Consider the following 25,916-nt stretch of genomic DNA (forward strand, 5'->3'; position numbering starts at 1 on the left):
CTCCTTGTTTGCCCGGCAGTGTCCAACGGGCAGACGGTGAATTCAAGCGGAAATTAAGCGAACGATTAAGTCATGTCGTTGATCGAGGTCATGTCAGCCCGTCATGGGTGTAGGCCGGCAGCGTCGGGGTCGGTCTTGGCGACCTGATCGAGCCTTGCCAGCCGGGCCTGATGTGTCGCCCTGTCGATTGGAAAGCGCCGGACGACGAAAGCCGTAAGCGCTGCCAGCACGGCAATGCTCGCAACGTAGGCCAGGCTCAGGCGATAGGTCACTTCCGGTGCAACTGAATCGGGAGCGGTGTTGGGTTCGAGTCCCGCAAAGCTCAGCAACAGGCCGGTGCAGAACACACCAAGCCCGCCCGCGCATTTCGAGGCGAGGAACGCGCCCGCCGACAGCGTGCCTTCGGATCGCCGCCCGGTCTGCTCTTCCGATGCTTCGACCACGTCGGCCACCATCGACCACAAAGTCATTGTTCCAGTCACGGTGAAAGTGTTCGACAGCAGCGTGCAGGCAAACATCCCGGCGAGCGAAGCCGTGCTGCCATCGGGTGCCCAAAGACCCAGCCAGCGCAGCAGCAGCGGTCCGGCCCAGAATACCATGCCCAGTGGCGCCATCCGCATGACCGTTCCGGCCTTGCCCCAGCGCAATTGCGCCCGGCCCACCAGCAGCGATGCGCCGACGACACTCGCGAACAGCAGGAACGGGAACGCCTGCAGTGCGGTCGGCGTGAATTTCCAGACGTAGAGGTAGAGGTAGTTGGAAAGCGCGAATGTCAGCCCTTGTGCGGTCAGCGCCGCCGCAATGCCAGCCATCACGATAAGGCAGGCGGGATGCGAGAAACTCTCGCGGATTTCGCCGAGCGAGGCGAGGGCGCTTTTGCCCGACGATGCGCGCTCGGGCGGCCAGCCGGCAACGGCGCGATGCTGGCCGATTGCGGAAACCAGCACGCAGGTGACCATCAGGGCCGCACCGAACAGGCCGAAGTTGCGATAGCCCTCGCGCGCGAGCATCGCGTTGGGCAGGAACACGCCATAGGCCAGCAGGAGCATCAGTAGCCCGCCACCCCACGAAAAAAGGAAGCGGAACCGGGTAAGGCGCGTGCGCTCGTCGTAATCGCGGCTGATTTCCGCCACCAGCGCGGCAGACGGAACTTCGCACATCGCCACGAGTGCGCGCACCATGATGGCCGAGACCAACAGCATCACGAAGCTCGGCTTGCCAATCGGTGACCACAGGAAAACCCATGCGAGCGCCAGCGGGATCGGCGCGAGATAGAGGAACGGCAGACGCCGCCCCCATGCCGTCCGCGTCCGGTCGCTGAAATGGCCGACGATGGGGTCGATCAGCCCGTCGAACACCAGTGCGATGAGCAGAGCCAGGCTGACCAGCCGCGCATCCATGCCCAGCACCTGATTGTAGAACAGCAGCAGAAACGTGGCGAAGCCGTTATCCTTGACGCCATAGGCCACGCTGCCCAGCCCATTGGCGAGGGCAAGCCGGGTCGGAACCTTGCCCTCGATCGGGATCATGAAACTTTGCCGCTTTCGGCCATCTGCTGCAGCGCGTCGAACATTCCCGGCATGTTCGGGTCCCAGCTATGGCGCGGTCCAATGGTGATACCACCATCGACGATCAGCGAAGTGCCGTTGACGAAGCCTGCTGCCTCGCTGGCCAGAAACAGCACAGCCTGCGCGATGTCGTCCGCTTGTCCGCCCCGCGCCACGGGCTGCGCTTGGCTCGACATCGCGGCAATCGCGCCCTTGGCTTGCGCTTCCAGCTCTGCCGGCATGTCCAGCGAGGCGGTGAAGATGTTCGTATTGATGAAGCCCGGCTGCACTGCGTTCACGCGGATCTGATGCTTGGCGAGATCTGCAGCTGCAACCTTGGTCAGGTGCAGCACGCCCGCCTTGGCCACAGCATAGGCGGTCGGCGAATAGCCCGGACCCACTGCTGCAACGCTCGACGTGTTGACGAAAGAGGCACCCTTGCGTCCGATCATGTGTGGAACGGCGTAGCGGATGCCGAATGCCACCGACCGCAGCAGCAGGTCCATCGTGCGGTCCCAGCCCTCCGGCTCGATCTCGTCGATGGGCGTTCGATCGCCACCCGCGCCCGCGTTGTTGAACACGCAGTCGATCCCGCCGGTTTCGGCCGCAGCCCGGTCCATCAGCGCCTTGATGTCCTCGCAGCGGGTCACATCGCACCGCGCCGTGACGACCTTGCCGTTCGATGCCGCTGCCGTTTCGGCAAGACCTGATTCGTCGATGTCTGCGGCATAGACCGTGGCACCCTCAGCCGCGAAGGCAATGGCCGTGGCTCGCCCGATTCCCGATGCCGCCCCGGTCACGACGACCGTCCTTCCGTTGAACCGCATGCTCTCTCCAGCGCATTTTCTGTCGTTTTACGTTTACGTCAGCTTAGGCGCGAAAGGCCCCGCGTCAATGCTGCTGCGGTTGACGCTACGGCATGCTGGACTTGCCCCAAAGCGCAGGAAAGCGCCCGAAAATCCGCCCTTGCCATCGCCTCGCGACTCGCCTTAACCTTCCGATTAAGAGAGGAGCATAACCATGTCAGACCTTGATGCCTTCCGCGCGGAAATCCGCGCGTGGCTTGAAGAGAATTGCCCCGCCGAAATGCGTGAGCCCGTCCGCGACGAGGGCGACGTCTGCTGGGGCGGGCGCAACTTCGAGTTCAAGAGCGAAGCGCAGAAGACCTGGATGGATCGCTGCGCCGCCAAGGGCTACACCGTGCCTGACTGGCCCGAGGCCTACGGCGGTGCCGGCATGTCGCCGGCGCAGGCCAAGATCTGGCGCGAGGAACTCGCCCGCATCGGCGCGCGCCCGCCGCTTTCCAGCTTCGGCATCTGGATGCTCGGCCCAGCGCTGCTGAAGTTTGGCACCGAAGAGCAGAAGGTCCATTACCTCAACCAGATCGCACGCGGTGAAATCCGCTGGTGCCAGGGTTATTCCGAACCCGGATCGGGCTCGGATCTCGTCAGCTTGCAGACCTTTGGCGAAGACAAGGGCGATCACTGGTTGGTCAACGGCCAGAAGATCTGGACGTCCTATGCAGACAAGGCCGATTGGATCTTCTGCCTCGTCCGCACCGACAAGGCAAACAAGTACCAGGGCATCAGCTTCCTGCTGTTCGACATGACCACCCCGGGCGTGACGACCAAACCGATCAAGCTGATCAGCGGCAATTCGCCGTTCTGCGAAACTTTCTTCGATAACGTCGTCGTGCCCAAGAACCAGATCGTTGGTGAGCTTAACCGGGGCTGGGATGTCGCCAAGTATCTCCTCGGTCACGAGCGCGAGATGATCTCCGGCGCGGGCGGCGGCGACCGCCTCAATGCGATTGGCGCTGTGGTGGCGCGCAATGGTCTTGAAGACCCGATCCTGCGCGCAGACCTCGCCATGTTCGATGTCGACGCGCTGGCCTATGCCTGCATGGGCGAGAAGTTCCTCGATGAAGCCAAGGTCGGCAAGGCGCATCCCGCCCAGCCGAACATGATGAAATATGCCGGCACCGAGCTGAACAAGCGCCGCCACGAACTGCTGATGTCGGCAGGTGGAGCGACCGCATTGGAGTGGGACAGCGAGCGCACCAACGGCGGAACGCCCGCCCGCTCATGGCTGCGCACCAAGGCCAACTCGATCGAGGGCGGCACCAGCGAAGTCATGCTCAACGTCGTCGCCAAACGCATCCTCGAACTGCCGGGAGCCTGATCCATGCCCCTGTACCACACCGAAGATCAGGCCATGCTGGCCGAGAGCGTCACCGGCTTCATGGCCGACGAAGGTGGCATCAAGAAGCAGCTGCGCCACTATCGCGACATGAACTGTCAGGACGGCTTCGGCCATGCCCTGTGGAAGCAGTTCGCCGAGATGGGCCTGACCGGCATGCTCGCCGCCGAGGCTGATGGCGGGCTTGCGATGGGCCACGTCGAGGCGGGCATCGTCCTGCGCGAGATCGGCCGCAACCTCACGCCCTCGCCGTTCCTCACCACCTCGGTCATGGGCGTCACCGCGCTCTCGGGTGGGTCGGAGGACTTGCGCGGACGCTGGCTTCCGGGCGTTATTGCGGGTGACAGCGTATTGGCCGTCGCCATCGATGAAGGCCCGAAGCACCGTCCCGAACGCATTGCCTGCAAGGCGGAAAAGGCCGGCAACGGCTTCCGCCTTCAGGGCCGCAAGGCTTTCGTGGTGCAGGGTGCATCGGCCGATGCGATCATCGTTGCTGCGCGCACCTCGGGCAGCGACACTGACAATGACGGCATCACGCTTTTCGCAGTGCCCAAGGATGCGGCAGGCATTTCCCACGAGAACCTGCGTCTGGTCGACAGCGCGATGGCTAGCAACGTGACCTTCGACAATGTCGAACTTGATGGCGATTGCGTGATCGGCGAAGTCGATGGCGGGCGCGAACTGCTCAACAAGGTCCTGCGCGCAGGCCGCATCGGCGCTGCCGCCGAGCTGACCGGCGTAGGGCAAGGCGCTTTCGATATCACGACCGCCTATCTCAAGACCCGCAAGCAGTTCGGCCAGTTGATCGGCGAGTTCCAAGGGCTCCAGCACCGCGCCGCGCATCTCTATTCCGAACTCGAGATTGCCGAAGCCGCCGTGATCAAGGCGCAGCAACTGCTGGATGGCAATTCGGAGCGCGCTGACCTGATGATCTCGGTCGCCAAGGCCAAGGCTGCCAAGGCATGCAACCTTTCGGTCCGCGAAGGCGTGCAGATGCATGGCGGCGTCGGCATGACCGATGAATATGACATCGGCCTCTACATGAAGCGCGACCGTTCGCTGGCCGAATTCATGGGCGACCAGTACTACCACGCCGAACGCGTGGCCCAACTCAGCGGCTATTGATGAAACCTTGCGGATAGTGCTTCGACAAGCTCAGCATGAGCGGACTAAGGTTGGAAACCAGATCCGTTGGTCCTGAGCCTGTCGAAGGACGCAAGCAGAACGGCTGAACGACAAGGCCGGAAGGGAACGACACCATGGATTTCACCAAGCTCTTCAGCCTCGAAGGCCGCGTCGCGGTCGTCACCGGCGGTTCGCGCGGCATCGGCGAGATGATCGCAGAAGGTTTCATCGCCGCAGGCTGCGCCCGCGTTTACATCACAGCGCGCAAGGTCGCCGTTGTCGAGGAAACCGCGGCCCGCCTTGGCGAGAAGTGCATCGCCATTGCCGGTGACATCTCCAATGTCGCCGGCATCGAGCAGCTTGCCGCCGACCTTGCCGCGCGCGAGGAGAAGGTCGACATCCTCGTCAACAATGCGGGAGCCGCATGGGGCGCCGATTTCGAGGATTTCCCCGAAGTGGGCTGGGACAAGGTCATGGACCTTAACGTCAAGACTCCGTTCTTTCTAACCCAGAAGCTGCACGGCCTGCTCAAGGCAGCCGCCAGCAAGGAACAGCCTGCCAAGGTGATCAACATCGCCTCGGTCGATGGCCTGCGTCTAAATCCATGGGAAACCTACAGCTATCAGGCGTCCAAGGCTGCCGTGATCCAGCTGACCAAGCGAATGGCCGCTCGCCTGATCCGGGACAACATCGTCGCCAGCTGCATCTGCCCCGGGGCATTCCCCTCGGAAATGAACAAGGCAGCAGCCAAGAACCCGGAAGCGTCGTCGCGGGGCATCCCCTCGAAGCGCGTCGGGACTATCGAAGACATGGCAGGCGGCGCGATCTTCCTCGCCAGCCGCGCAGGCGACTACGTCGTCGGGACGCCGCTTCCCATCGACGGCGGCATCGTCAACGCGTGGATCCCGGAGAATGCCATCGATCCAAGCGGGCATTGATCGATTTCTGAACCCTGCACCCCCGCGAAGGCGGGGGTCTCGGTGTTGGTCGGGAACCACTCAGTAAAACGCCTCAGTTCCCCGCCTGCGCGGGGAATCACCCCCGCATCAAGCCGCGCACGAAATCGATCAGCCCTGTCTGCCGGGTCCGCTTCATGCGCTCGGCAGCCAGAATCTCGCGCACCTTTTCGAAGCAACCGTCCACGTCGTCATTGATCACGACGTAGTCGTAGCCATCCCAGTGGCTGATCTCGGCCTGGGCGCGAGCCATGCGGGCATCAATCACATCGGGACTGTCCGTCCCACGCCCGGTCAGGCGGCGGTACAGTTCCTCAAGGCTGGGCGGCAGGATGAACACGCGCACCACGTCGGCCTGAGCCTTCTGGTAAAGCTGCTGCGTGCCCTGCCAGTCTATGTCGAACAGCACGTCGCCACCCGCCTTGAGCCGATCGCGGATTTGCGCCTTGGGCGTGCCATAGCAATTGCCGAAGACCACTGCCCATTCGTAGAAGGCGTTGGCCTCGACCATGCGATCGAACTCTGCCTTGTCGACGAAGTAGTAGTCCTTCCCTTCGACCTCTCCCGGCCGCATTGGTCGGGTGGTGACGGAAACCGACGCCGCGATCTCGTCATCCTCGGCCAGAAGCTTGTGCGCTATCGTGGTCTTGCCCGCGCCCGAGGGCGAGGAAAGAATGAGCATCAGACCCCGCCGATGCAGGGTATCGTCGTCATGAGACTCGTGAACCATGTGCGCTAGTGGCGCATCGGTTCCCGCTCGGTCAAGTGGGGAAGGCTTCGCTCAGACCTTCTCGCCGCGCTCTGCCTGCTCATCGACCGCCACCTCTCCAGCGGCTTTGGCCTTTCGACTGCGCCGCCGATCGTAGAGTGTCTTGGCCAGCAAACCGCCGCCAACGACAATGGCTCCTGGGACGGAACGGGTCGCAACGCGAGCAATGGCCGTGCCAACCAGCGTCTGGAACATCGAACGACCTTTGATAATCCGTCCGGCCTTTCTCGAGCCGAGCTTTGACCCGATCAGCCCCTTCTCGACGCCCCGGCGCAATAGCGCGCCGCCGGTGCGCAACGCGACGTCTGCGAGAATGAGGTTGGTCATCGGATTGGGACTGGGGGCGGGGACCTTATCGGCAGCCTGCTTTGCCGCCACCACCAATTTCTTGCCCTTGCCTGCCATGCCCTTGCCTTATGTCAGCGAGGCACGTTGCCCCTTACTTCTTCTTGCCGAAATCGACTGTGACGACATTCGAGCCGTCTTCATTCCGCTCAACAGCCGGCTTGTCGAGTTGTTCCGGCGAATCGTTCTCTGCAGGTTCGATCGGTTCGGCCTCGTCATCGACAACGGCCTGGAACTGCAGCCCGAAATCCACCGCCGGATCGACAAAGGCGGTGATCGCAGAAAACGGAATCACCAGCGTCGACGGAATCTGGTTGAACGAAAGCCCGACGCTGAACAGGTCTTCCTCGACTTTCAGATCCCAGAATTTGTTCTGCAGGACGATCGTCATCTCGTCCGGAAACCGTTCGCGCAGGCGCTGGGGAATGTCCACGCCCGGCGCGCCGGTCTTGAAGGTGATGTAGAAATGGTGCGTACCCGGCAGCATGCCACCGCCTGCCGCCACCTGGCCAAGCACTCTGCCGACCACTGCGCGCAGGGCCTCCTGCACGATTTCGTCGTAGGGTATCAGGCTGTCAGGTGCATCGGTCATGGCGTCACAACTGACTGCACCGGCCGTTCGGGTCAAGTGGGGACGGTGATTGATTCTCAACAGGAGCGGCGTATAGGCGCTTGCCATGCGCACCGGATCGATCACGCGAAAGACCGAGGAGACCGACATCGCCGTGTCGGTGAACCTCGATGGCACCGGCACCTACAAGGTGGAAACGGGCATCGGCTTCCTTGATCACATGATCGAACAGTTCAGCCGCCACTCGCTGATCGATATCGAGTGCCGGGTGAAGGGCGACCTCCACGTCGATCAGCACCACACGACCGAAGACAGCGCCATCGCGTTGGGCCAGGCCATCGCGCAGGCGCTGGGCGACAAGAAGGGCATCACCCGTTACGGCCACACCTACTCGCCGATGGACGAGGCGCTTAGCCGCGTCGCGCTCGACATTTCGGGCCGTCCGGTGCTGATCTGGAAGGCCGCGTTCACCCAGCCGCGCCTGGGCGAGATGGACACCGAGCTGTTCGAGCACTGGTTCCAGTCGATCAGTCAGGCCGCCGGGATCACGCTGCACATCGAAAGCCTTTACGGCTCGAACAACCACCACATCATCGAGGGCATCTACAAGGGCTTTGCCCGGGCGATGCGACAGGCGATCACCATCGACCCGCGCAAGGCCGATGCCATCCCCTCCACCAAGGGCATCCTCGGTGGCTGATACGCTCGCGCTGGTCGATTACGGCGCGGGCAATCTCCGCTCTGTCGCCAATGCGCTGAAAGCTGCCGGAGCCGAAGGCGTCGTCGTTACCGCCGATCCCAGCGTTGTGCGCGCGGCAGACCGTATCGTCCTGCCCGGTGTCGGTGCCTTCCGCGCCTGCATCGGTGCGCTGTCCGCCGTTCCCGGCCTTGTCGAGGCTATGGAAGAGCGCGTTCTGGTGGGCGGAGCGCCTTTCCTCGGCATCTGCGTTGGCATGCAGCTTCTTGCGGATCGTGGCGTAGAACATGGAACCACCGATGGCCTTGGCTGGATCGGCGGCGAAGTCCGCGTGATCGAACCGGCGGACCCTTCGATCAAGGTCCCGCACATGGGCTGGAACGATGTTGCGCCCATGCCGCACAAGGGTGGCGCCGAACTGCTCGATGCCGGTGAAGCTTATTTCCTCCACTCCTACCACTTCGTCCCCGAAGAGGGCGCGCACGTGGCAGCGATGAGCGATCATGGCGGTGGTATCGTGGCGGCGGTCGCTCGCGACAATATTCTCGGCGTGCAGTTCCACCCGGAAAAGAGCCAGTCCTACGGCCTCGCACTTCTCGGCCGCTTCCTCGAATGGAAGCCCTGACGGGATAGGTCGGGGAACCCTATCGCTACGCGAGGCCTTACCTTCACCAGAAGGAGCCTCGCCTGCATGACCAAGTTTCCGTTCGATCGTTTAGTATTCACGCCCTTCATGGTCAATCTCGAGCGCTCGCCGCTCCGGGGCCACTTCGGGGCCGAAACATTCGTGCTGGGAGCCTTCAATCCCGGCATGACCGTGCTGCACAACGGCAATCTGCTCTTCATGGTCCGCGTTGCCGAGGCGCTGCGCCATCCCATCCGGGACGGCAAGGTCCACGCGATCCGCTGGCACGATGGCGGCTATGTGCTCGATGGCTGGCCGCTCGAACTGGTCGATACATCGGACCCACGCAAGTTCATGCTCCACGGCGGAGGGTGGAAGATCATGGCGCTGACCTCGTTGTCATGGCTGCTCCCGGTCGAAATGACGCCGGATGGCTTGGAAGTTGTTGAGGCCCATTATGACAAGGCCATCGCCCCGCAAGGAACCTATCAGTGCTATGGCATCGAGGACGCCCGCATCTCCCGCATGGGTGAGGGCGCCTACCTGATGACCACCTGCTCGGTCAGCCCCGAACGTCATTCGACCACGCTCTATACCTCAGCGAACGGCCTCGACTGGACGTTCGAAGGCATCGTCCTCGATCACCAGAACAAGGACATGCTGATCTTCGAAGGCCTCGTCCACGGAGAGTACTGGGCGCAGACCCGGCCTTTGGGCGATCTCTATTTCGCTTATCCCCCCGGCAGCGACTGGCGCTCCGGCCCCTCGATCAACCTCGCGACCTCTCCCGATGCACTGCATTGGAAACCTCATCTGGAGCCCGGCATCCGTCCCCATGCCGGGACTGCAGCCACGGCGCGCATGGGTGGCGGCACCCCTCCGATTCTCACCGAGATCGACGGCAAGCGCGGATGGCTAACCCTGTGGCACGGCGTCGAGCCCAAGGAGATCGTCGGCATCTACCGCACCTACTGGTCCCTGCTCGACGCGGATCAGCCTTGGAAGACCATCGGCGGCAGCCACACCCCTCTGCTCGAACCGAACGCCGAACTGACCCGCCCGCTCGAAGACCTGCTCTACTTGCGCGACGTGGTCTTCACCACCGGCATCGCCGAACTCGAAGATCGCTACATCGTTGCCTCCGGCGAGGCCGATCTTGCCTGCCGCATCACCCATGTGCCCAAGGAAGCCTTCCGTTCCGCGTGATCGCCTGCTAGGCGCGCGCTCCATGATCGTCTTTCCCGCCATTGACCTGAAAGCTGGCCAGGTCGTTCGCCTCGCCGAAGGAGACATGGACCGCGCCACGGTCTACGGCGACAATCCCGCCCATCAGGCAAGCCTGTTCGCGCAGGCCGGGTCGCAGTACCTCCACGTCGTAGACCTCGATGGCTCCTTCGCGGGCCGCGCCGAGAATCGCGAGGCCGTGGAAGGCATCCTCAAGTCCTTCCCCGGCCACGTCCAGCTGGGCGGCGGGATACGCACGCGCGAGGCGGTCTCGGGCTGGTTCGACCTCGGCGTCAGCCGCGTCGTCATGGGCACCGCCGCATTGAAGGACCCACAGTTCGTCAAGGACATGGCCAAGGAGTTCCCCGGCGGCATCGTCGTGGCGGTTGACGCGCGTGATGGCATGGTCGCCACCGAAGGCTGGGCCGACGTATCCGACGTTTCGGTCGTCGATCTTGCACGCCGCTTCGAAGATGCGGGCGTTGCCAGCCTGCTCTTCACCGACATCGGTCGTGATGGCCTGCTCAAGGGCGTGAACCTTGACGCTACGGTCGAACTCGCCCGCCGCGTCGACATCCCCGTCATTGCCAGCGGCGGCGTCAAGGGCATCGACGACATCCGCATGCTCAAGATTCACGAGGCAGACGGAATCGAGGGTGTCATCACCGGCCGCGCGCTTTATGATGGTCGCCTCGATCTCAAGGCTGCGATCGAGATGGCAGAGGCCTGATCCATGACCGTCCGCGTCCGCGTCATCCCCTGTCTCGACGTCGCCAATGGCCGCGTGGTCAAGGGCGTCAATTTCGTCGATCTGCGCGATGCGGGCGATCCGGTCGAACAGGCGCGCGCCTATGACAAGGCGGGCGCAGATGAACTGTGTTTCCTCGACATTTCCGCCAGCCACGAAGGCCGCGGCACGCTGCTCGATGTCGTCGCCCGCACAGCCGAAGTCTGCTTCATGCCGCTGACAGTTGGCGGGGGGGTGAGGGCGGTGGAAGATGCCCGCGCGCTCCTGCTCGCCGGGGCCGACAAGGTTGCGGTCAATTCCGCTGCCGTCGCCCGACCCGAACTGGTGCGCGACATTGCAGAGAAGTTCGGCGCGCAATGCGTGGTCGGCTCCGTAGATGCGCGGCGCACAGGTCCGGGCAAGTGGGAAATCTTTACCCACGGCGGGCGCAAGGCAACCGGCATCGACGCGCTGGCTCACGCGGTGAACCTTGCCACACTCGGCGCGGGCGAATTGCTCGTCACCTCGATGGACGGCGATGGCACCCAGAAGGGCTATGACCTCGAACTGACCCGTGCCATCGCCGATGCCGTACCTGTTCCGGTCATCGCCAGCGGCGGCGTCGGATCGCTCGACCACCTCGTCGAAGGCGTGACCCAAGGGCATGCCAGCGCGGTACTTGCAGCCTCGATCTTCCACTTCGGCACGCACTCGATCGCAGAAGCGCACGCTGCGCTTCGGGCCGCAGGACTGCCCGCTAGAGGCTGAGTCCCAAGATGGGTCATTAACCAACTGTTATAAGGGATTTTACCGAATCGTCCGGTCTGGCATTAGCTTGGCGTTAACAATCCAAGGCTGCCTGTCCTGTGCTTCGTATCGGTACCATCCTTCTAGCGTTCGTCGCGTCGGCTTCTCCGGCGCTTGCGCAGTCGGCCGGCATCTCGATCCCCGAGCCGACTGACGGTGCATTGTTCGCCATGGGCGTCGTTGGTCTCATCGTCGGCCGGCATATCGCCAAGCGGCGGGGTTGACCGCCACGCCTGTTCCGCGCCATTGCGCATACCATGGAACACGGTGACATTCTCGCCCGGCTCGAAGCCACGATTGCCGAGCGCCGCATGGGCGACCCTTCCGCCAGCTATGTGGCGAAGCTCAACGCCAAGGGCATTGCCAAGATCGCCCAGAAGGTCGGCGAGGAAGGCACCGAGACCGTCATTGCCGCCCTCGCAGGAGACCGCAAGGAACTCGTTGGCGAGGCAGCGGACCTCATCTTTCACCTGATGGTGCTGCTCTCGGCCAAGGACGTGCCGCTGGCCGAGGTTTTGGCCGAACTGGAACGCCGCGAAGGCACCTCGGGCATTGTCGAAAAAGCCAGCCGGAGCAACTGACATGGCCGTTGACGCAACGCTCCCCTACGACGACCAGAACGTCTTCGCGAAGATTCTGCGCGGGGAAATTCCCAACCGCACCGTCTATGAAGACGATTTCGCGCTCGTCTTCCACGACATCAACCCGCAGGCCCCCACGCATGTGCTGGTAATCCCCAAGGGCGCCTACGTGTGCTGGGACGATTTTTCCGCCAAGGCCTCGGACGCCGAGATTGCAGGCTTCGTCCGCGCGGTCGGCAAGGTCGCACGCGATCTCGGCCTCGTCGCGCCGGGCTATCGTCTGCTCGCCAACACCGGCACCAACAGCCATCAGGAAGTGCCGCATCTGCACGTTCACCTCTTTGCCGGGCAGCCCCTCGGACCGATGCTCGTCCGCTGAAAAGGCATCTGGCACGGATAAGACGTTAACCACCCCTTGCCCTGTGACTCGTCGCAAGGGTAGGGTCGCAGGCGAATGCTTCTACCCCAGCCTCCCTCCGGCCTGTTCGACGGCCCTCAGCACCTCTATCCGGTCCGTGTCTATTTCGAGGACACGGATCTTTCGGGGGTGGTTTACCACGCCAATTACTTGCGCTGGTTCGAACGCGCCCGTTCCGACATGCTCCGTCTGCTCGGCATAGACCAGCGCGCGGCGCACGAGGCAGGCGAGGGGGCCTATGCCGTCGCAGAGATGGACCTGCGCTACCTGCGTCCCGCCAAGTTGGACGACGATGTCCTCGTCCGCAGCCACGTCGCCGAACTTTCGCCCGCCACCTGCCGGATCGTGCAGCGTGCGTTCAGGGATGAGACGCTTCTGTGCGAAGCGAAGGTGCGCGTTGCCTTCGTCGCTCCCAATGGTCGTCCACGCCGCCAGCCGCGCGCGTGGATGGCCGCATTCCAGACCATCACAACTGCCCCTGCCACCACTGCCCCTGCCACCACTGCCCCTGAAGGACAGGACCCCGCATGATTTTCCCGATGCTCGCCAATGGCGTTTCCTTCGCGCCGACTTCGCTGAACCCCGTGCAGCTGTTCCTTGATGCCGATTATGTCGTTCAGGCGGTGATGATCGGCCTGGTGCTGGCGAGCGTCTGGACTTGGACGATCATCATCGGCTTCTCGTTGAAGATGGGCAGTGTCCAGCGCGGCTGCGACAAGTATGAGCGCGAGTTCTGGGAAGCGCGCGACATCGACCAGTTCCAGAAGGACAACAAGGGTCGCGACCTGCCATCTGCCCGCCTCGTCAATGCCGCGCTCGCCGAATGGCGGCGCTCCACGTCGGGCAGCGCGATTGACCGCGAAGGCACTCGCCAGCGCCTGACCACCGCGCTCGATGGTGCCGTCGTGACCGAGACCGATACGCTCGCCAGCCGCCTCAACTTTCTCGCTACGGTTGGTTCGGTAGCCCCCTTCGTCGGCCTGTTCGGCACCGTCTGGGGCATCATGGACAGCTTCTTCAACATCGGCGCGCAGCAGAATTCCTCGCTCGCTGTCGTTGCGCCGGGCATTTCAGAGGCGCTGTTCGCTACTGCCATCGGCCTGTTTGCCGCCATTCCCGCCGTCATCGCCTACAACCGCTTTTCGCACCGCGTGAATCGCTTCGAGACGCGGCTCTACCGCTTTGCAGACCGGTTTCACGCCTCGCTCAGCCGCGAACTGGAGGTCTGAGGCATGGCGATGTCCATGGGATCGGGCGGCGGAGGAGGCCGCAGGCGCCGAGGGCGCGGCGGTCGCGCCGCGATGAGCGAGATCAACGTCACCCCGCTGGTCGACGTGATGCTCGTGCTGCTGATCATCTTCATGGTCACCGCGCCGATGCTCGCCGCGGGCGTGCCGGTCGATCTGCCCGACAGCAAGGCCGATCCGCTTGACCAGCAGCAGGACCAGATCACCGTCACCATCGACGCGCAGGGCACCGTCTTCCTCGATGACCAGCAGCTTGCCCCCGGCGAACTTACCGAACGTCTTGGCGGGCTGCAGAAGGGCAGCAAGCCCCCGCTCGTCACCTTGCGGGCCGACCGCGTGCTCGACTGGGGCCGCGTCGCTGCCGTCATGGGCGAGCTGAACGCGGCGGGCTTCAAGTCGATCTCGCTGGTCACCAACAGTTCATCCGCGCCGCAATAGGCCCGTGGCAATGCACGATCCCGTTGCCGGAGGGCTGACCAGGCAGGAAGGAGCTGGGCTGGCGATAGCTGCGCTGGCCCATGCCGGTCTGCTTGCCTTCCTCATGCTCTCCCCGCCTGGCAAGACGGTCAAGCCACCGCCTGAGCGGATGGAAGTGACCTTCTCCGACGAAATAGCAGACCAGTCCACCTCGCGCGATCCCATGGCCGCGGCCGCACCCGATGTTGCGCCCGAACTCGGTGAGCCGCAGCCCGAGCCTGTGGTAGAGCCGCAACCGCTTCCCGAGCCGCCCAAGCCGGTGCCCCCGCCGCCGCAGCCCAAACCCGTGCCAGCCCCACGCAAGCCCGCACCCCGGCCGCAACCGCAGCCCAAGCCGGTGCCGCCCAAGCCCGCGCCGCCCAAGCCCGCGCCGCCCAAGCCCGCGCCACCGAAGCCCGCGCCACCAAAGCCTGTGCCGCCAAGGCCCGCCCCTGCAAAGCCGGCGCCCGCAAAGCCGGCGCCCGCAAAGCCGGCGCCCGCAAAGCCGGCACCTGCCAAGGCAACGCCCGCCAAGCCGTCAGACACCAGCCCGCGTCGTCGTCCCGACGCCCCCTCGGGTGCCAGCCGCATCGGTTCGGACTTCCTGAACGGCATACCCGGCTCGTCCAAGCCCGGCACCGCCAAGACTCCTCCGGCTGCGGTTGCGGGTCCGGAGGTAAAGGCGTCACTTGCCAGCGCCGTCGCGCGTCAGGTCAAGGCACATTGGGTCGGTCCGCAGGGTGTGGACATCGACAAGCTGGTTACGGTACTGGCATGGGATCTCAATCCCGATGGCAGCCTTGTCGGTCGCCCGCGCGTGGTCAGCCAGACCGGGATTACGCCCGCAAACGAAGCGCAGGCCAAGCGTCATGCCGAACTTGCCATCCGCGCCGTGCAACTCGCCGCGCCGTTCGATCTTCCGTCCGAATATTACAGCAACTGGAAGCGCATTTCTGCGTTCCGGTTCGACAAGAGGCTGTCCCAATGAAACTTCGTGATCTTCTCCTGTTCGGCACGTTGCTGACGGTTCCGGCGATGGTCGTGGCGCAGCAGGCCAGCGTGCCGTCCTCCACCGCCTCACAGGCACCTGCCGAGGACGATGGGCTGACCGGTTCGGTCACCGACGAAAGCGAATGGCAGGATCTTGGCATTGCCATCCCGTCCTTCCCGACCAATGCCTCCGTCGCCACGGCTGCCACCGGCGGCAACACCGAAGCACTTGGCCGCAATGTCGCCCGAGTCGTGTTCAACGATCTCAAGAACAACGGCCTGTTCAAGCCGGTCGGCCCCGACCAGCTGCCCGAAGTTGCCTTCCCGCAAGTCGCCGCTCCCACTTTCGACACCTGGCGCGGGCGTTCGGCCGAAATGCTGGTACAGGGCTTCGTCAAGGCCAACGACGATGGCCGCCTGACCGTCGGCTGCTACCTCTATGACGTCGCTCTGGGCAGCGAGCTCGCACGTCAGGGATATGTCGTGAAGCCCGAAGAATGGCGCCGCGCCGCGCACAAGTGCGCCGACATGGTCTATTCGCGCCTCTCCGGCGAAAGCCCGTTCTTCGACAGCAAGATCGCCTACATTGCCGAGACCGGCCCCAAGGACCGCCGGCGCAAGCAGTTGGCGATCATGGATTCCGATGGCGCGAACCACCGCTTCATCACCAACGGTCAGGCCACCGCGCTCACGCCGCGCTATTCGCCGGACTACAGCAAGATCGTCTACCTGAGCTACCTCAACGGCGCGCCGCGGATCTACGTCTACAACATCGGCACCGGCCAGCAGACGTTGGTCACGTCGAGCACCAATCCCACCTTCGCGCCGCGCTGGTCGCCCGATGGCAAGTACATCCTCTATTCGATGGCAATCGCGGGCAATACCGACATCTACCGCGTGCCCGCCACTGGCGGCCAATCCACGCGCCTGACCGACAGCCCCGGCATTGATGTCGGCGGCTCCTATTCGCCCGATGGCAGCAAGATCGTGTTCGAAAGCGATCGCTCGGGCGGTCAGCAGATCTACGTCATGAACGCCGATGGCTCGAACCAGAAGCGCATCAGCTTCTTCGGTGGCCGCGCCGCCACGCCCGAATGGTCCCCGCGCGGCGACCAGATCGCCTTTACCCACATCGGCGGCAACTTCCGCATCGCGGTGACCGATCCTTACGGCAAGGGCATGCGCTTCCTCACTGATTCCTGGCAGGACGAAGCCCCCACCTGGTCGCCCAACGGCCGCATCGTCCAGTTCTTCCGCACCGAGCGCGGCAGCGGCAAGACCGGCATCTGGCAGGTCGACCTTACAGGGCGCAACGAGCGGAAACTGAATACCCCCGTCGATGGTTCAGACCCTGCATGGGGGCCCGTCCTGCCCTGAGGTCCAAAAAGTGCGGACTCTCGCCCTTGTCATTCTGTCGCTGAAACTGCACGATACGTCGTCATCTCTCCCATCCCTCCCACAGGAGAATGCCCATGAACCGTTCCCTCCTGCTAGCCGGCCTTGCCGCGACTACCCTCACGCTCGGCGCTTGCGCTTCCAAGCCCAAGCAGCTTCCGCCCGAGCCTGGCACCACCACGACCACCACCCAGGCTCCGCCACAGACCCAGCAGCCGATGGGGCCAGTGCCCGGCAGCCAGGCCGATTTCATTGCCTCGGTCATTTCGGACACGGTCAACTTCGATACCGACCGCTACAACATCGACGCTGCGGATCAGGGCGTGCTGCAGAGCCAGGCCTCGTGGCTGGCCCGCTATCCTGCAAAGCGCGTCACGATCGAGGGCCACTGCGACGAGCGTGGCACGCGTGACTACAACATCGCCTTGGGCGAACGCCGCGCCAATGCTGCCAAGAACTATCTCGTCAGCCTCGGCGTCGATCCTGCGCGCGTCACCGTCGTCAGCTACGGCAAGGAACGCCCGCTGGCACTCGGCTCCGACGAGGGATCGTGGGCGAAGAACCGCCGCGCTGTCACCGTCACGGTGAACTGAGGCAAACCGCCGTAACAGCAAGGCCCGGACCCGCCAAAGGTCCGGGCCTTTTGCATTTCCGGCAACACACCCATCTTGACCTTTCCCGCAAGGTTGGCTTGGGCTGCACCGATGGCACGCAACACACGATCGAAGGACTGGGGATTCCCCCGCTGGCGCGGCTACGGCAGTTCGTTCGATGCCGCGCCCGTCCGCCTGTGCGATCGTGCCGGCTGCGACCAGAAGGGCGATTGCCCCGCGCCCAAGTCTCCCAACAGCCCGGACCGGTGGTATTTCTGCCAGAGCCACGCTGCCGAATACAACCAGGGCTGGAACTACTTCGAAGGCCTCGACAAGGAAGAGGCCGCGCAGCGCGAAGCTGAAGAGCGCGGCGAAGCGTCGGGCTATCGTCAGGCCGCATGGGCTGAATGGGGCGGGTCGGGCGATGGCACCCGCAGCCGTGACGAACTGCGCGCGCTCGAAGTGCTCGGCCTCGATCCGGATGCCGATTTCGATGCGGTGAAAAAGGCCTGGCGTGCCCGCGCCAAGGAAGTCCATCCTGACGTGCGGCCTGGTGACAAGGCCGCAGCCGAACAGTTCCAGAAGCTGCAGGTCTCCTACGAAGTGCTCCGCGCGGCTGAAGAACGCCGCGAATGGAAGGGGTGAGCATGGCGCAGATCGGGCGTTTCACTGCAGAGCAGGCCCCCGATGCCGCTCAGGCGCTGGCACGCGATGGCGTCATCGTGTTCGATCAGCTTTTCGATCCGGCGCTGATTGCCAAGGTCGCAGGCGAAGTGCGCCGCGTGGTTCCGGGTGCCTATGACATTGCCGCCAGACGACCGGAAGATCTGCTCAAGGTTGGCGATCGGCGAATCAACGGCCTCGTCCCGATTGGCCGGTCGATGTCGAACGTGATCGACATGTTGCTCAGTCCCGCTTTCCAGACCCTGTTCGACCAGGCGCTCGGAAGAGGCTGGGTCTATGAATCGTTTGGAGTGATCAGTTCCTTTCCCGGCGCGCCAAGCCAGCGAATCCATTCAGACGATGCCCACCTTTTCGAGGACACCCCTTTCGCCGGCAGTCTCCCGGCCTATGCCTTGACCATTTCCATACCCTTGGTCGAGGTCAATGCCGTCAACGGTGGCACCGAGTTTCTCCTTGGTACGCATCGCCTTGAATGGCGGGAGAGCTATGAGGAAACACCGGTGACAAGCCCGTTGCAGCCGGGTGACTGTATGATCTGGGACTTCATGGTTCGCCATCGCGGCCAGGCCAACAATAGCGATGCTGCGCGGCCGATGCTCTACGTCACCGCCTGCCGCCCGTTCTGGACGGACTATACCAACTTCAAACCCGATGCCCGCAAGCTCGTGGTGGACCGAAAGCTTGTGCTGGGTCTGCCCGACGAACAGCGAAAGCGCTTCAAGCGGTTCCGGCCTATGCCCGGCTTGCGGACCGGACTGGTCAGTTTCAGCCGTGTCCTGCGCTGGTACGCGCCAGAACTTCATCAAGGATTGATGAAACACGTGCTGCGTCGGGGAAGTTTTCGCTGATCCACAGTTCCTCCACGTGGCGCAGGGTCCGCGCTACCTCCGGCCCCGCGCTCACGCCTCGCGCCACGATCTCCCCGCCTTTGAGCGGGAAAGTGGGCGCGTTCCAGCCGTCCAGCGCGGCAATGCTCTCACCGGCCAGCAACAAGCGGTCGCGCGCTTCCTCTATCCCGATACGATAGGCCATCGCGCGGGGATCGGGGGAGGGTATGCCGCGCGTTGCGACGGTCGCCAGTCGCTTGCGTTGCGCTACTGATAGCCGAAGCCGCGCTGCGACCTGCTCTGCCAACTGAGGATCGGGCGGCAGCAATGCCGCAAGACGGCGCAGCGCAGAACTGCATGCGCGTTCGCGCTGTTCGCACAGAATCAGCGCCTCAAGTGCCGCCAGACCCTGCTTTGTCGCTTCGGGGAGCACCTGCTCCAGAACGCCAAGTTCTGCCATGCGATGCACGGTCGGCGAAGGATCAGGCATGCCAAGCAGGTTCATCAGCTCCCAGCCCACCCGCTCGCGCGAAAGCCCCTTCATGCCCGCCGCCAGCTCCGCAACTGCCGCCTCGGCTTCCGCATCGGCAGGCGTCGAGCCAAAACGCGCCTGGAAGCGGAAGTAGCGCAGGATGCGCAGGTAATCCTCGCGGATGCGTTCGCGGGCATCGCCAATGAAGCGCACGTGCCGCGCCGCCAGATCGCCAAGGCCGCCATGATAGTCGAACACTTCCAGCGTGCGCGGATCGGCATAGAGTGCGTTGATCGTGAAATCGCGCCGCGCCGCATCGTCGCGCCACTCGGTCGAGAACGCGACCGTCGCATGGCGCCCGTCGGTCGAGACATCACGCCGCAGCGTGGTGATCTCGACTGGACCGCCGGCAAGTACCGCCGTCACCGTGCCATGGGCAATCCCTGTCGGCACCGCCTTGATCCCGGCGGCAACAAGGCGCGCGGTCGTTTCCTCGGGCACCAGCGTCGTCGCCATGTCGACATCCTTGGGCGAAATGCCGAGCATCGTGTCGCGCACGACGCCGCCCACCCAGCGGCAATTGCCTGTCGCTTGCGGGTCGAGCGCCGCAACCAGCGCTGCAAGGTCCTCGCGCGCGGTCCATTCAGCAGAAGGCAGGCGCTCAGTCATGCCAAGCTATCCGTTTGGCCAGATTGGAAATGATCGCTGCCGTCACGCCCCAAATGCGATGCTCGTTCCACATGATCTCGATGTAGCGCCCCATACGCCCCCTGAACTCGGCCTCTTGCCAGACATGCTGAGCGGTATCGAGCAGGAAACCCAGTGGCGGCTCGAACCATCCCGCCACTTCGGCGGGATTGGGCTGCAGTGGCAGATCGGGCGGAACCATCGCCAGCACGGGGGTGATGTCATAGCCGGTGCCGGTGCGAAAGCGGTCGGTCGCGCCGATCACGCTCACATCCTCGGGCCGGATGCCCAGTTCCTCGTAGGCCTCGCGCAAGGCTGCCTCGATCGGCGTTTCACCGGGATCGAGCTTGCCACCGGGAAATGCAGCCTGACCCGGATGAGCGCGCATATGCGATGGCCGGTGCGTTACCAGCACGCCGGGACCGTCAGGATGGCCGACGCGGTCTGTCACCGCGATCAGCACGGCAGCTGGCCGCAGCCCGTGCTCGGGCAAGGGGCGCCAATCTTCGTAGAGGTCCTGCAAAGGCTCGCGATGGCCCTCCTCGTAGAGCGCGGTCAACCGCTCGAGCAGGTTCATGCGCCCGGCACCAGCGCGAACCGCTCGCCCATGCTTTCGACCGCCAGTTGCTCACCGCCAAGTGTCAGCGCATGGTCGATCAACTGGCCATACGTGCTCCGATTGAGCCGCGCCTCTGTGCCATGGCGCACGGCCAGGTAGAATGCTGGCACCTCGTCAGTCCCGGCAACGCGCAAGGGATGCTCCGGCCCGCAGACCACCAGATCATCGCTGTTGAGCCGGAAGGCGAGGGCGGGGCGGCCCGTCTCGTCGAGCTTCACCTGCATGTCGGTCGCGATGAAGGCGGCGTCTTCGACCTCTATCGACAGTTTCTGGAACGGCGTGACCAACCAGTGCTGGCCTGCTCCGTCCTCGGCATCCTCGCGCATCAACAGCGAAGAGAACGCGCGGACCATAGCCGGACGCCGGATCTCGCCGCCCTGATGGAACCAGCGCCCATCAGCGGCAATGCGCATCTCGCTGTCGCCCACCTCTTGCGGGCTCCACTGGTCCAGCGGCGGAATCTTGCGCGCAGCAACCTGCTCGGCCAGTTGGCCAAGGCTCAGCGATGCAAGTTCGGGCGGCGGGACATAGGGCACGGAATGCCGATGCCAGATCGGATCAGCGCCGCCAAGGCCCCAACATGCCCTCTTGCGGCAGGACGGCGGGATTTGCCGTGCGGCACAGCAGGCGGTGCTGCTCGTAAGGCCCCGGCAGAGTCCAGCCACCGGTGTGGGCATTGCTGAAGCCGAAGAAGCGCTCGTAATACTCGGGATCGCCGATCAGCACCTGCGGCAGCGGCGCGCGCGGGTCGATCGCGGTAAGGGCCGCGGTCATCAGCGCCTTGCCAAAGCCTTCGCCCTGCAGGTGCGGTAGCACCGCCACCGGCCCGACCATGATCATCGGGTGCATCCGACCGCTCGCATCAGTCAGTCCCACCGGCCAGCTCTGGATCGTGCCGGCCAGCATGTCCGAATCGTCGAGTGCCGCGAATGAAAGGTTGCCCAGCGGTTCCATCCCCTCGCGCACCTTGTAGGCGGTTCGCTTGTGCCGCTCGGGCTCGAACGCGGCATCGAGCAACTGCTCGACCAGCGCTGGTTCGACATCGGCAAGCGGAATGATCTTGGACAACGGCACGGCTTTCAGAATCTGGGCGTTCTCGGCTCCGGTCGACCGACAGGAAGCGCGCCGATAGCCTCGCTGTGGCAATGCTGCAAGTTTGGTGGAACATCAGGTCCGCAGGTCGGTTAGGAAGGTGCAGAAACTGCAATCAATCCAACGGGAAAATCACTTTAGCTATTGCTCATATAGGCGTAGTGCGACGCCCGAGACGCCGCAAGAGACGTCTGATCCCGAAAGGGGAGCTAGAATGTTCGCAGGGCTTGATCCGCAAGGAACCGCGCTGGTTCTGGCGCGAATGCAGTTCGCCTTCACGGTGAGCTTCCACTTCATTTTTCCGGCCTTCTCCATCGGCCTTGCCAGCTATCTCGCCGTGCTCGAAGCGCTCTGGCTGAAGACGGGCAAGGAACTCTACCTCGATCTGTTCCGCTATTGGCTGAAGATCTTCTCGGTCGCCTTTGCGATGGGCGTCGTCTCGGGCCTCGTGATGTCCTACCAGTTCGGCACCAACTGGTCGGTCTTCTCCGACAAGGTCGGCGGCGTGATCGGCCCGCTCATGGCTTACGAGGTGCTGACCGCGTTCTTCCTTGAAGCCGGTTTCCTCGGCGTGATGCTGTTCGGCATGAACCGCGTCGGCCGCCGCCTGCACTTTGGCGCCACGCTGATGGTTGCGGTCGGTACCTTCATCTCTGCCTTCTGGATTCTCTCGGTCAACTCGTGGATGCAGACGCCCACCGGCTTCGAGATGAGCCCGGATGGCCGCTTCCTGCCCGGATCGAGCTGGGCGGCGATCATCTTCAACCCCAGCTTCCCCTATCGCCTCGTCCACACCGTCATCGCCGCTTACCTGACGACCGCTTTCGTCGTCGGCGCGGTCGGCGCGTGGCACCTGCTCAAGGACCGCGCCAACCTCCACGCCCGCAAGATGTTCTCGATGGCGATGTGGATGGCAGCGCTTGTTGCCCCGGTACAGATCTTCGTCGGCGATGCCCACGGCCTCAATACGCTGGAGCATCAGCCTGCCAAGGTCATGGCGATGGAGGGGCACTACCAGTCCCACCCCGATGGCGCGCCGCTCTATCTGTTCGGCATTCCCGACGACAAGAACCAGAGGCTCGATTACGCCATCGCCATCCCCAAGGCATCGAGCCTGATCCTCAAGCACGATCTCAACGCCCCGCTCGCAGGCCTCGACACCGTCGCGCCTGACAAGCGCCCGCCAGTGTGGATCGTGTTCTGGTCGTTCCGGATCATGGTCGGCCTCGGCTTCCTCATGCTCGGCCTCGGCCTGTGGAGCCTCATCGCCCGTATGAGAAAGCGCCTCTACGACTGGCCGATGCTCCACCGCCTCGCGCTGCTGATGGGCCCCTCGGGCTTCGTCGCGGTCATTGCCGGATGGGTGACGACCGAAGTTGGCCGCCAGCCCTATACCGTCTATGGCCTACTCACCACAGCGGACTCGGTCAGTCCCATCGCCGCGCCCGCCGTCGCCGCCTCGCTGGCCGCCTTCGTCGTGGTCTATTTCGCGGTCTTCGGCATCGGTACCTGGTACATCCTCCACCTGATGAAGGATGCCCCGCATCCGCACGAACCTGCGCTGGAAGAGGAAGAGCGCGCCCCCATCCGCTCGGCCGGCATCACGCCTGCCCAGCACATGGATGCTCAAGCCGACGGAGCCGCATCATGATCGACCTGACCACGATCTGGGCCCTGATCATCGCTTTCGCCGTGCTGATGTACGTGGTGATGGACGGCTTCGACCTCGGCATCGGCATCCTCTTTCCCTGGTTCGATGAAGGCGCCGAACGGGATCAGGCAATGAACGCCATCGCACCGGTGTGGGACGGCAACGAAACCTGGTTGGTCCTCGGCGGGGGAGGCCTCCTCGCAGCCTTCCCGCTCGCCTACGCCATCATCCTGCCCGCAACCTACCCCCTGATCACCGCGATGATGCTCGGCCTCGTCTTCCGCGGCGTCGCTTTCGAGTTTCGCTGGCGCGATCCCCGCCACCGCGCCTTCTGGGACATGGCGTTCTTCGCAGGCTCCCTCGTCGCGGCATTGGCACAAGGCGTCACGCTAGGCGCCCTGCTGCAGGGTATCCACGTCGAGGGCCGCGCCTACGCCGGAGGCTGGCTCGATTGGCTCTCGCCCTATTCGCTTCTGACGGGCGCTGGCGTGGTTGCCGGATACGCTCTTCTCGGGGCCTGCTGGCTTGCGATCAAGGTTGAGGGCAGCGCCGAGGACAAGGCATTCCGCTTCGCCAAATTAGCCGCATTCGGCACGCTGGCGCTGATGGCCGCGGTAAGCCTCGCCACGCCGTTCCTCGCCCATCAGTATTTCCAGCGCTGGTTCACAGAGCCGATGATCTTCTGGCTCGCTCCGGTACCACTGGTCACTGCTGCCTTCGCGGTCGCGCTTTTGCGAGCGCTGCACAAGCGGCAACCGGTGCGGCCATTCCTTTACGCGCTAGGCCTGTTCCTGCTCGGCATGATCGGCCTTGGCGTCTCGATGTGGCCATGGGTCGTGCCCCAGAGCATCTCCATCTGGGACGCCGCCGCGCCCGAGCGCTCGCAGGTGTTCATGCTGATCGGCGTCGGCCTGATCATGCCCCTGATCCTCGGCTATACCGGGTGGGCCTACTGGGTCTTCCGGGGTAAGGTGGGCACCCATGGCTATCATTGATCCCCGCCTCGATGGCGCGGACCGGGCAGAGGCCAGGCCCCTGTGGCAACGCCTTGCCTGGATGGCCGCGATCTGGCTCGGCAGCGTGCTGACTCTCGGTGCGGTCGCCATGGTGATCCGCTTCTGGCTCAACTCTCCGCAAAGCTGAACGGCTCGGCCCCGCGCCGGTAATCGTCAGGCAAGATCTCGCGCCCAATCGGCGGCTCGGCCCGCGCAGTGCATTGCGCGCGGTGGCACAGGCGGCAGGTGACGCCGATGGGCGTGGCCTGCACCGCCTTCGGATCGGCCCCCGCCGCATAGACCAGACGCGGCGCATGTTCAGCCGCGCAGGCCAGCGCAATCGCCCGCGTCGTCCTCGGCCGATCGAAGCCGCCGCCGCCCGACGTCACCGTCCGCGCCAGCGAGAAGAAGCGTTGCCCGTCGGGCAGCTCCAGCCATTGCGTCACGATTTCCCCCGGGGTGCGGAAGCACTCGTGCACGCTCCACAGCGGGCACCCGCCGCCATGCGCGGCAAAGGGAAACCCTGCGCCATCCAGCCGCTTCGACACATTGCCCGCCGCATCGACACGGATGAAGAAGAACGGCACGCGTTCCTGCCCGGGCCGATTGAGTGTGGTCAGCCGGTGCGCCACCTGCTCGAAACTCGCCCCGAACTGCCCGGAAAGCGCTTCGAGATCATATCGCCGCGCATCCACCGCACGGGCAAAGCGGTCATAAGGCATGACCAGCGCCGCCGCCGCATATCCCGCAAGCGCTCGCCGCACGAGCTGTGCCGCCGTATCGCTGGCAAAGCTCTCACCCCGGATAACCCCTGAAATCTCGCTGCGCAGCACGGTATAGGCAATGTGCTGCATCAGCTGCCACGCCCGCCCGGAAGGCGAGAGCGTATCGTCCACCAGCAGTTGTTCGTTGTGCCGGTCATAGCGCCGGATCGCGCCCATCATTACATCGGGCGGCAGGAAGCGCACCCGCACGCTGCGCAGCCGCAGCCATTCCGCCGGACCGCCCGCCTTCTCGATCTCGCCCGAAAGTTCCTCTGCCTTGGAATCGATCGTCGGGAAGTAGTTCCGCCGCGCCGCCACGAAGCGCCGCGCCTCGCCCACCGGATCGCTGGCACCGGGGCCGGGTAGCGCGCTCCGCTGCTCGGCCAGCGCCTGCTGCTCGCGCTGCCACGCACCGTACAGTCGCAACAGCGCCTCGGTCACGCCGGGAAAGCTAGCCGCCACGTCCGACACTTCCAGCGCAGGCAGGTCGATGTCTGCAAAGATCGGATCGCGCAGCGCATCGGCCAGCCGCCGCGCATAATCGTCGCGCTCGTCGCTGGCGAGGTCCGCCATGTCGAGCTTGTACGCACGCGCCAGCCGCAGCAGCAGGTCGGCGGTCAACGGTCGCTGGTTGCGTTCGATCAGCGCGATGTAGCTTGGTGAAATGCCCAGCTCGTCGGCCATGGCCTGTTGCGTCAGGCCGAGTTCTCGGCGGATACGCTTGAGCCGTGGCCCCAGATAAAGCGGTCGTGTCGACATCTTACAGGCCTCGTGTAGCGACTACACAACTTTACAAGCATATTCTGTAAAGTTTGACAACATCACTTCGCGCGCCGTTCCCCCGTCGCGATTC

32 protein-coding genes are annotated in these 25,916 nt (G+C 64.1%); 22 read left to right on the forward strand and 10 right to left on the reverse strand.

Features of this window, described 5'->3' with window-relative positions:
* Nucleotides 1-101: 101 nt before the first annotated feature.
* Together IQ25_RS10925 and IQ25_RS10930 are read right to left on the reverse strand one after the other, a co-directional pair.
* Complete coding sequence (locus IQ25_RS10925) at nt 102-1,529, reverse strand: MFS transporter (RefSeq protein ID WP_144905657.1); 1,428 nt, start codon at nt 1,527-1,529, stop codon at nt 102-104.
* Nucleotides 1,526-2,374, reverse strand: coding sequence for an SDR family NAD(P)-dependent oxidoreductase (locus IQ25_RS10930; protein ID WP_144905659.1), 849 nt, complete (start codon nt 2,372-2,374; stop codon nt 1,526-1,528). The genes IQ25_RS10925 and IQ25_RS10930 overlap by 4 nt, the downstream gene beginning before the upstream one ends.
* 193 nt (nt 2,375-2,567) lie before the next feature.
* Here IQ25_RS10930 and IQ25_RS10935 point away from each other — a divergent pair, with 193 nt between their 5' ends.
* The 3 genes from IQ25_RS10935 (at nt 2,568) to IQ25_RS10945 (ending at nt 5,809) form a co-directional block, all read left to right on the forward strand.
* A complete protein-coding gene (locus tag IQ25_RS10935) occupies nt 2,568-3,728 on the forward strand; it encodes an acyl-CoA dehydrogenase family protein (RefSeq protein ID WP_144905661.1) in 1,161 nt (386 codons plus the stop codon).
* 3 nt (nt 3,729-3,731) lie between these two features.
* On the forward strand, nt 3,732-4,871 hold the full coding sequence (locus tag IQ25_RS10940; RefSeq protein WP_144905663.1) for an acyl-CoA dehydrogenase family protein: 1,140 nt from the start codon (nt 3,732-3,734) through the stop codon (nt 4,869-4,871).
* Between the two features lie 134 nt (nt 4,872-5,005).
* Nucleotides 5,006-5,809 (forward strand): SDR family oxidoreductase, encoded by an 804-nt coding sequence (locus IQ25_RS10945; RefSeq protein WP_144905665.1) that lies wholly within the window; start codon nt 5,006-5,008, stop codon nt 5,807-5,809.
* Between the two features lie 97 nt (nt 5,810-5,906).
* Here the strand turns inward: IQ25_RS10945 and gmk are convergent, their stop codons facing one another.
* Genes gmk through IQ25_RS10960 form a run of 3 tightly spaced genes read right to left on the reverse strand, consistent with a single transcriptional unit; the run spans nt 5,907 to nt 7,533 of the window.
* Nucleotides 5,907-6,557, reverse strand: coding sequence for a guanylate kinase (gene gmk / locus IQ25_RS10950; protein WP_144905667.1), 651 nt, complete (start codon nt 6,555-6,557; stop codon nt 5,907-5,909).
* Between the two features lie 51 nt (nt 6,558-6,608).
* Nucleotides 6,609-7,001 (reverse strand): hypothetical protein, encoded by a 393-nt coding sequence (locus IQ25_RS10955; RefSeq protein WP_144905669.1) that lies wholly within the window; start codon nt 6,999-7,001, stop codon nt 6,609-6,611.
* Nucleotides 7,002-7,035: 34 nt separating this feature from the next.
* Nucleotides 7,036-7,533, reverse strand: a complete 498-nt coding sequence (locus IQ25_RS10960; protein WP_144905671.1) for an SspB family protein — start codon at nt 7,531-7,533, stop codon at nt 7,036-7,038.
* Nucleotides 7,534-7,618: 85 nt separating this feature from the next.
* Between IQ25_RS10960 and hisB the strand changes: the two genes are divergently transcribed.
* The 16 genes from hisB to IQ25_RS11040 all read left to right on the forward strand — a co-directional run bounded on the left by hisB (nt 7,619) and on the right by IQ25_RS11040 (nt 18,804).
* Nucleotides 7,619-8,212 (forward strand): imidazoleglycerol-phosphate dehydratase HisB, encoded by a 594-nt coding sequence (gene hisB, locus IQ25_RS10965; RefSeq protein ID WP_144905673.1) that lies wholly within the window; start codon nt 7,619-7,621, stop codon nt 8,210-8,212.
* Nucleotides 8,205-8,834, forward strand: a complete 630-nt coding sequence (gene hisH, locus IQ25_RS10970) for an imidazole glycerol phosphate synthase subunit HisH (RefSeq protein ID WP_144905675.1) — start codon at nt 8,205-8,207, stop codon at nt 8,832-8,834. Before hisB ends, hisH begins: the two co-directional genes overlap by 8 nt.
* 66 nt (nt 8,835-8,900) lie before the next feature.
* A complete protein-coding gene (locus tag IQ25_RS10975) occupies nt 8,901-10,040 on the forward strand; it encodes a glycoside hydrolase family 130 protein (RefSeq protein ID WP_144905677.1) in 1,140 nt (379 codons plus the stop codon).
* Between the two features lie 22 nt (nt 10,041-10,062).
* Complete coding sequence (hisA, locus tag IQ25_RS10980) at nt 10,063-10,788, forward strand: 1-(5-phosphoribosyl)-5-[(5-phosphoribosylamino)methylideneamino]imidazole-4-carboxamide isomerase (protein ID WP_144905679.1); 726 nt, start codon at nt 10,063-10,065, stop codon at nt 10,786-10,788.
* A 3-nt stretch (nt 10,789-10,791) separates the two neighbouring features.
* Nucleotides 10,792-11,553 carry an imidazole glycerol phosphate synthase subunit HisF gene (gene hisF / locus IQ25_RS10985; RefSeq protein ID WP_144905681.1) on the forward strand — a complete coding sequence of 254 codons (762 nt, stop codon included), beginning with the start codon at nt 10,792-10,794 and terminating at the stop codon, nt 11,551-11,553.
* A 98-nt stretch (nt 11,554-11,651) separates the two neighbouring features.
* Nucleotides 11,652-11,816: a hypothetical protein gene (locus IQ25_RS21160; protein WP_181447227.1), complete on the forward strand. Its 165-nt coding sequence runs from the start codon at nt 11,652-11,654 to the stop codon at nt 11,814-11,816.
* A 33-nt stretch (nt 11,817-11,849) separates the two neighbouring features.
* Nucleotides 11,850-12,173, forward strand: coding sequence for a phosphoribosyl-ATP diphosphatase (locus IQ25_RS10990; RefSeq protein ID WP_144905683.1), 324 nt, complete (start codon nt 11,850-11,852; stop codon nt 12,171-12,173).
* A 1-nt stretch (nt 12,174) separates the two neighbouring features.
* On the forward strand, nt 12,175-12,552 hold the full coding sequence (locus tag IQ25_RS10995) for a histidine triad nucleotide-binding protein (RefSeq protein WP_144905685.1): 378 nt from the start codon (nt 12,175-12,177) through the stop codon (nt 12,550-12,552).
* A 75-nt stretch (nt 12,553-12,627) separates the two neighbouring features.
* Nucleotides 12,628-13,122, forward strand: a complete 495-nt coding sequence (locus IQ25_RS11000) for a YbgC/FadM family acyl-CoA thioesterase (RefSeq protein ID WP_144905687.1) — start codon at nt 12,628-12,630, stop codon at nt 13,120-13,122.
* A complete protein-coding gene (gene tolQ / locus IQ25_RS11005) occupies nt 13,119-13,820 on the forward strand; it encodes a protein TolQ (protein ID WP_144905689.1) in 702 nt (233 codons plus the stop codon). The genes IQ25_RS11000 and tolQ overlap by 4 nt, the downstream gene beginning before the upstream one ends.
* A gap of 3 nt (nt 13,821-13,823) precedes the next feature.
* On the forward strand, nt 13,824-14,276 hold the full coding sequence (locus tag IQ25_RS11010) for an ExbD/TolR family protein (RefSeq protein WP_181447228.1): 453 nt from the start codon (nt 13,824-13,826) through the stop codon (nt 14,274-14,276).
* Between the two features lie 10 nt (nt 14,277-14,286).
* Entirely contained in the window at nt 14,287-15,282 is a 996-nt protein-coding gene (locus IQ25_RS21030; protein ID WP_158637732.1) for a hypothetical protein, read from the forward strand.
* Nucleotides 15,279-16,661, forward strand: coding sequence for a Tol-Pal system beta propeller repeat protein TolB (tolB, locus tag IQ25_RS11025; RefSeq protein WP_144905695.1), 1,383 nt, complete (start codon nt 15,279-15,281; stop codon nt 16,659-16,661). The genes IQ25_RS21030 and tolB overlap by 4 nt, the downstream gene beginning before the upstream one ends.
* Nucleotides 16,662-16,750: 89 nt before the next feature.
* On the forward strand, nt 16,751-17,272 hold the full coding sequence (gene pal / locus IQ25_RS11030; RefSeq protein WP_144905697.1) for a peptidoglycan-associated lipoprotein Pal: 522 nt from the start codon (nt 16,751-16,753) through the stop codon (nt 17,270-17,272).
* 111 nt (nt 17,273-17,383) lie between these two features.
* The gene (locus IQ25_RS11035; RefSeq protein ID WP_144905699.1) at nt 17,384-17,917 is read left to right on the forward strand and encodes a J domain-containing protein; all 534 of its coding nucleotides are present in this window, start codon (nt 17,384-17,386) and stop codon (nt 17,915-17,917) included.
* Nucleotides 17,905-18,804, forward strand: coding sequence for a phytanoyl-CoA dioxygenase family protein (locus IQ25_RS11040; protein WP_144905701.1), 900 nt, complete (start codon nt 17,905-17,907; stop codon nt 18,802-18,804). Before IQ25_RS11035 ends, IQ25_RS11040 begins: the two co-directional genes overlap by 13 nt.
* Here the strand turns inward: IQ25_RS11040 and IQ25_RS11045 are convergent.
* From IQ25_RS11045 to IQ25_RS11060, 4 genes are read right to left on the reverse strand one after another with little or no spacing between them, the layout of a single operon-like run.
* Nucleotides 18,722-19,924, reverse strand: coding sequence for a CCA tRNA nucleotidyltransferase (locus IQ25_RS11045; protein ID WP_144905703.1), 1,203 nt, complete (start codon nt 19,922-19,924; stop codon nt 18,722-18,724). The two genes, IQ25_RS11040 and IQ25_RS11045, sit on opposite strands and share 83 nt — an antisense overlap.
* Nucleotides 19,917-20,519: a CoA pyrophosphatase gene (locus tag IQ25_RS11050; protein ID WP_144905705.1), complete on the reverse strand. Its 603-nt coding sequence runs from the start codon at nt 20,517-20,519 to the stop codon at nt 19,917-19,919. The genes IQ25_RS11045 and IQ25_RS11050 overlap by 8 nt, the downstream gene beginning before the upstream one ends.
* Nucleotides 20,516-21,097, reverse strand: coding sequence for a DUF1285 domain-containing protein (locus IQ25_RS11055; protein WP_144905707.1), 582 nt, complete (start codon nt 21,095-21,097; stop codon nt 20,516-20,518). The genes IQ25_RS11050 and IQ25_RS11055 overlap by 4 nt, the downstream gene beginning before the upstream one ends.
* Before the next feature lie 22 nt (nt 21,098-21,119).
* Nucleotides 21,120-21,629, reverse strand: coding sequence for a GNAT family N-acetyltransferase (locus IQ25_RS11060; RefSeq protein ID WP_144905709.1), 510 nt, complete (start codon nt 21,627-21,629; stop codon nt 21,120-21,122).
* Between the two features lie 238 nt (nt 21,630-21,867).
* On the opposite strand from IQ25_RS11060, the gene IQ25_RS11065 reads away from it, so the two are divergent.
* From IQ25_RS11065 to IQ25_RS11075, 3 genes are read left to right on the forward strand one after another with little or no spacing between them, the layout of a single operon-like run.
* Entirely contained in the window at nt 21,868-23,304 is a 1,437-nt protein-coding gene (locus tag IQ25_RS11065; RefSeq protein WP_144905711.1) for a cytochrome ubiquinol oxidase subunit I, read from the forward strand.
* Nucleotides 23,301-24,299: a cytochrome d ubiquinol oxidase subunit II gene (gene cydB / locus IQ25_RS11070; RefSeq protein WP_144905714.1), complete on the forward strand. Its 999-nt coding sequence runs from the start codon at nt 23,301-23,303 to the stop codon at nt 24,297-24,299. The genes IQ25_RS11065 and cydB overlap by 4 nt, the downstream gene beginning before the upstream one ends.
* The gene (locus IQ25_RS11075; RefSeq protein ID WP_144905716.1) at nt 24,286-24,447 is read left to right on the forward strand and encodes a DUF2474 domain-containing protein; all 162 of its coding nucleotides are present in this window, start codon (nt 24,286-24,288) and stop codon (nt 24,445-24,447) included. The genes cydB and IQ25_RS11075 overlap by 14 nt, the downstream gene beginning before the upstream one ends.
* Here the strand turns inward: IQ25_RS11075 and IQ25_RS11080 are convergent.
* The gene (locus IQ25_RS11080; RefSeq protein WP_144905718.1) at nt 24,428-25,822 is read right to left on the reverse strand and encodes a helix-turn-helix domain-containing protein; all 1,395 of its coding nucleotides are present in this window, start codon (nt 25,820-25,822) and stop codon (nt 24,428-24,430) included. The genes IQ25_RS11075 and IQ25_RS11080 overlap by 20 nt on opposite strands.
* Nucleotides 25,823-25,916 lie beyond the last annotated feature (94 nt).

The organism is Novosphingobium taihuense (genome assembly GCF_007830315.1).
Classification (GTDB): Bacteria; Pseudomonadota; Alphaproteobacteria; order Sphingomonadales; family Sphingomonadaceae; genus Novosphingobium; species Novosphingobium taihuense.

Coding starts and splice junctions, on each gene's coding strand:
- IQ25_RS10925 (WP_144905657.1), bottom strand. CDS start 1,529: ATGATCCCGATCGAGGGCAAGGTTCCGACCCGGCTTGCCCTCGCCAAT.
- IQ25_RS10930 (WP_144905659.1), bottom strand. CDS start 2,374: ATGCGGTTCAACGGAAGGACGGTCGTCGTGACCGGGGCGGCATCGGGA.
- IQ25_RS10935 (WP_144905661.1), top strand. CDS start 2,568: ATGTCAGACCTTGATGCCTTCCGCGCGGAAATCCGCGCGTGGCTTGAA.
- IQ25_RS10940 (WP_144905663.1), top strand. CDS start 3,732: ATGCCCCTGTACCACACCGAAGATCAGGCCATGCTGGCCGAGAGCGTC.
- IQ25_RS10945 (WP_144905665.1), top strand. CDS start 5,006: ATGGATTTCACCAAGCTCTTCAGCCTCGAAGGCCGCGTCGCGGTCGTC.
- gmk (WP_144905667.1), bottom strand. CDS start 6,557: ATGGTTCACGAGTCTCATGACGACGATACCCTGCATCGGCGGGGTCTG.
- IQ25_RS10955 (WP_144905669.1), bottom strand. CDS start 7,001: ATGGCAGGCAAGGGCAAGAAATTGGTGGTGGCGGCAAAGCAGGCTGCC.
- IQ25_RS10960 (WP_144905671.1), bottom strand. CDS start 7,533: ATGACCGATGCACCTGACAGCCTGATACCCTACGACGAAATCGTGCAG.
- hisB (WP_144905673.1), top strand. CDS start 7,619: ATGCGCACCGGATCGATCACGCGAAAGACCGAGGAGACCGACATCGCC.
- IQ25_RS10975 (WP_144905677.1), top strand. CDS start 8,901: ATGACCAAGTTTCCGTTCGATCGTTTAGTATTCACGCCCTTCATGGTC.
- hisA (WP_144905679.1), top strand. CDS start 10,063: ATGATCGTCTTTCCCGCCATTGACCTGAAAGCTGGCCAGGTCGTTCGC.
- hisF (WP_144905681.1), top strand. CDS start 10,792: ATGACCGTCCGCGTCCGCGTCATCCCCTGTCTCGACGTCGCCAATGGC.
- IQ25_RS10990 (WP_144905683.1), top strand. CDS start 11,850: ATGGAACACGGTGACATTCTCGCCCGGCTCGAAGCCACGATTGCCGAG.
- IQ25_RS10995 (WP_144905685.1), top strand. CDS start 12,175: ATGGCCGTTGACGCAACGCTCCCCTACGACGACCAGAACGTCTTCGCG.
- IQ25_RS11000 (WP_144905687.1), top strand. CDS start 12,628: ATGCTTCTACCCCAGCCTCCCTCCGGCCTGTTCGACGGCCCTCAGCAC.
- tolQ (WP_144905689.1), top strand. CDS start 13,119: ATGATTTTCCCGATGCTCGCCAATGGCGTTTCCTTCGCGCCGACTTCG.
- IQ25_RS11010 (WP_181447228.1), top strand. CDS start 13,824: ATGGCGATGTCCATGGGATCGGGCGGCGGAGGAGGCCGCAGGCGCCGA.
- IQ25_RS21030 (WP_158637732.1), top strand. CDS start 14,287: ATGCACGATCCCGTTGCCGGAGGGCTGACCAGGCAGGAAGGAGCTGGG.
- tolB (WP_144905695.1), top strand. CDS start 15,279: ATGAAACTTCGTGATCTTCTCCTGTTCGGCACGTTGCTGACGGTTCCG.
- pal (WP_144905697.1), top strand. CDS start 16,751: ATGCCCATGAACCGTTCCCTCCTGCTAGCCGGCCTTGCCGCGACTACC.
- IQ25_RS11035 (WP_144905699.1), top strand. CDS start 17,384: ATGGCACGCAACACACGATCGAAGGACTGGGGATTCCCCCGCTGGCGC.
- IQ25_RS11040 (WP_144905701.1), top strand. CDS start 17,905: ATGGAAGGGGTGAGCATGGCGCAGATCGGGCGTTTCACTGCAGAGCAG.
- IQ25_RS11045 (WP_144905703.1), bottom strand. CDS start 19,924: ATGACTGAGCGCCTGCCTTCTGCTGAATGGACCGCGCGCGAGGACCTT.
- IQ25_RS11050 (WP_144905705.1), bottom strand. CDS start 20,519: ATGAACCTGCTCGAGCGGTTGACCGCGCTCTACGAGGAGGGCCATCGC.
- IQ25_RS11065 (WP_144905711.1), top strand. CDS start 21,868: ATGTTCGCAGGGCTTGATCCGCAAGGAACCGCGCTGGTTCTGGCGCGA.
- cydB (WP_144905714.1), top strand. CDS start 23,301: ATGATCGACCTGACCACGATCTGGGCCCTGATCATCGCTTTCGCCGTG.
- IQ25_RS11075 (WP_144905716.1), top strand. CDS start 24,286: ATGGCTATCATTGATCCCCGCCTCGATGGCGCGGACCGGGCAGAGGCC.
- IQ25_RS11080 (WP_144905718.1), bottom strand. CDS start 25,822: ATGTCGACACGACCGCTTTATCTGGGGCCACGGCTCAAGCGTATCCGC.